The sequence below is a fragment of the Variovorax sp. OV329 genome, assembly GCF_900114785.1.
Classification (GTDB): Bacteria; Pseudomonadota; Gammaproteobacteria; order Burkholderiales; family Burkholderiaceae_C; genus Variovorax.
Genome location: NZ_FOUG01000046.1, coordinates 1 through 2,981, shown reverse-complemented (window position 1 = coordinate 2,981; position 2,981 = coordinate 1). Strand labels below are relative to the sequence as shown.

The following is a 2,981-nucleotide window of genomic DNA, read 5'->3' as shown; positions in this document are numbered from 1 at the left end:
GCCTTGCCCATGTCCTCGACCACCTTCTTGGCGTCCCCGAAGACCATCATGGTCTTGTCCATGTAGAACAACTCGTTGTCCAGACCCGCGTAGCCCGCGGCCATGCTGCGCTTGTTCACGATCACCGTCTTGGCCTTGTAGGCCTCCAGGATGGGCATGCCGTAGATCGGCGTGCCCTTGGTCAGCGCCGCGGGGTTCACCACGTCGTTGGCCCCCAGGATGATGGCCACGTCCGCTTGCGCGAACTCGCCGTTGATGTCCTCCATCTCGAAGACCTGGTCGTAGGGCACCTCGGCCTCGGCCAAGAGAACGTTCATGTGCCCCGGCATGCGCCCGGCCACCGGGTGGATGGCGTACTTCACCGTCACGCCCTTCTCGGTGAGCTTCTTGGCCAACTCGTTCACGGCGTGCTGCGCCCGCGCCACCGCCAGGCCGTAGCCCGGCACGATGATCACGGTCTCGGCATTGCTGAGCATGTAGGCCGCGTCGTCCGCGCTGCCGCTCTTGACCGGCCGCTGCTCCTTCGCACCCGCGCCCGCCGTGGCCGCCTCGCCCCCGAAGCCGCCCAGGATCACGTTGAAGAAGGAGCGGTTCATGGCCTTGCACATGATGTAGCTCAGGATCGCGCCGGAAGACCCCACCAGCGAGCCCGCCACGATCAGCATCGCGTTGTTCAGCGAGAAGCCGATGCCCGCCGCTGCCCAGCCCGAGTAGCTGTTGAGCATGGACACCACCACCGGCATGTCCGCCCCGCCGATGGGGATGATGATCAGCACGCCCATCACGAAGGACAGCGCCAGCATCGCGAAGAAGGCGATCCAGCTCTCGGTGAACACGAACACCAGGCCCAGCGCGATGGTCAGCAGGCCCAGCACCAGGTTCAGCATGTGCTGGCCCTTGAACTGCACCGGCGCGCCCTGGAACAGGCGAAACTTGTACTTGCCCGAGAGCTTGCCGAAGGCGATCACCGAACCCGAGAAGGTGATGGCACCGATCGCTGCACCCAGGAACAGTTCGAGCCGGTTGCCCGCGGGAATCGCATAGCGCACGAAGCCATCCAGGATGTAAGTGCCCTCGGGGGTGTTCACGCCCACGGCCGCCAGCACCGGCGCCGGGGTGATGCCGAAGGCCCAGGGCTCCACGACAGCGGCCACCCCGATGAACACGGCCGCCAGGCCGATCATGCTGTGGAAGAAGGCCACCAGCTCGGGCATCTGGGTCATCTCGACCGTCTTGGCGCGGTAGGCACCGTAGCCCCCGCCCACCACCAGGCCCAGGAGCACCCAGGCCATGCCCGCGGCCTTGCCCCCGGCCAGTTGGACGATCAGCGCCGCGGTGGTCAGGATGGCGATGGCCATGCCGACCATGCCGAAGACGTTGCCCCGGATGGAGGTGGTGGGGTGGCTCAGGCCCTTCAAAGCCTGGATGAAGCAGACGCTGGCGACCAGGTACAGCAGGGTGACGAGGTTCATCGACATGTCAGTGGCCCTCCGCCTTGGCAGCGGCGGGTGCGGCGGCCTTCTTGTCCTTCTTCTTGAACATCTCCAGCATCCGGCGCGTGACCAGGAAGCCGCCGAAGACGTTCACGGCCGCCAGCGCCACGGCCAGCACGCCCATGGACTTGCCCAGCCAGGTCTCGGTGAGCGCGGCGGCCAGCATGGCCCCCACGATCACGATGGCCGAGATGGCGTTGGTCACGGCCATGAGCGGCGTGTGCAAGGCCGGCGTGACGGTCCACACCACGTGGTAGCCCACGTAGATGGCCAGCACGAAGATGATCAGGTTGATGACGGTATGGCTGACGGGATCCATGGCTCTCTTCTCCTCGCGCTTGAACTTGAATTCAGTGAGCAGCTCGATGTCGCTGCCTGCGGTGGCTGCTTGCCTTATTTGCGGGTGACCTGGCCGTCATGCGCCACCAGGCAGGCCGCGACGATGTCGTCTTCCATGTCGATCTTGAAGCCGCCCTCCTTGGGCAGCACCAGCTTGAGGAAGTCCAGCACGTTGCGCGCATACAGGGACGACGCATCGGCGGCCACCAGGGCGGGCAGGTTGGTCTCGCCCACGATGGTCACGCCGTGCTTGAGCACGGTCTTGTCCGCTTCGGAAATCGTGCAGTTGCCACCCACGCCGTCGGCCCCTCGGCCGGCAGCGATGTCCACGATGACCGAGCCCGGCTTCATGGACTTGACCATGTCCTCGGTGATGAGGGTGGGCGCGGCACGGCCGGGGATGAGCGCGGTGCTGATCACCACGTCGGCCAGCGCCACGCGCTTGGCCACTTCCACTTGCTGGCGCGCGAGCCAACTCGGGGGCATGGGGCGGGCATAGCCGCCCACGCCTTCGGCCGCGTCCTTCTCTTCCTGGGTCTCGTAGGGCACGTCGATGAACTTGCCGCCCAGCGATTCGATCTGCTCCTTGACGCTGGGTCGCACGTCCGAGGCCTCGATGACCGCGCCCAGGCGCTTGGCCGTGGCGATGGCCTGCAGACCGGCCACGCCCACGCCCAGGATCACCACGCGGGCGGCCTTGACCGTGCCCGCTGCCGTCATGAGCATGGGGAAGAAGCGCTGGTACTTGTCCGCAGCCGTCATCACGGCCTTGTAGCCGGCGATGTTGGCTTGCGAAGACAGCACGTCCATGCTCTGGGCGCGCGTGGTGCGCGGGGCGGCCTCCAAAGCAAAGGCAGTGAGGTTGGCCGCGGCCAGGCGAGCAAGGCCTTCGGCATCGAAGGGGTTGAGCATGCCCACCACCACCGTGCCGGGCTTCATCTGCGCGATCTCGTTGTCGAAGGGCGAGCGCACCTTCAGCACGATCTCGCTGGCGTACACGCCCGCGGCATCGGAGATCTCCGCGCCCACGGCCTGGTAGGCCGCATCGGGAGCCGCAGCGGTGATGCCCGCGCCGGATTGAACGCGCACCGTATGCCCCAAGGCAACGAGCTTCTTGGCCGTCTCGGGGGTGACGGCCACACGGGTCTC

3 protein-coding genes are annotated in these 2,981 nt (G+C 66.5%); all 3 read right to left on the bottom strand.

Annotated features, from left to right (window positions below; translation table 11 throughout):
- On the bottom strand, positions 1-1,478 hold a 1,478-nt coding region (locus BM345_RS29420), incomplete at its 3' end, for an NAD(P)(+) transhydrogenase (Re/Si-specific) subunit beta (protein ID WP_093387369.1).
- A 1-nt stretch (position 1,479) separates the two neighbouring features.
- Positions 1,480-1,812, bottom strand: coding sequence for an NAD(P) transhydrogenase subunit alpha part 2 (locus tag BM345_RS29415; RefSeq protein ID WP_093387367.1), 333 nt, complete (start codon positions 1,810-1,812; stop codon positions 1,480-1,482).
- Positions 1,813-1,886: 74 nt separating this feature from the next.
- Positions 1,887-2,981, bottom strand: a 1,095-nt coding sequence (locus BM345_RS29410; RefSeq protein ID WP_217654046.1) for a Re/Si-specific NAD(P)(+) transhydrogenase subunit alpha, incomplete at its 5' end; no start/stop codon positions are given.

What these genes read in the sequence shown, in the direction of transcription:
- BM345_RS29415 (WP_093387367.1), bottom strand. Translation starts at nt 1,812, where the DNA reads ATGGATCCCGTCAGCCATACCGTCATCAACCTGATCATCTTCGTGCTG.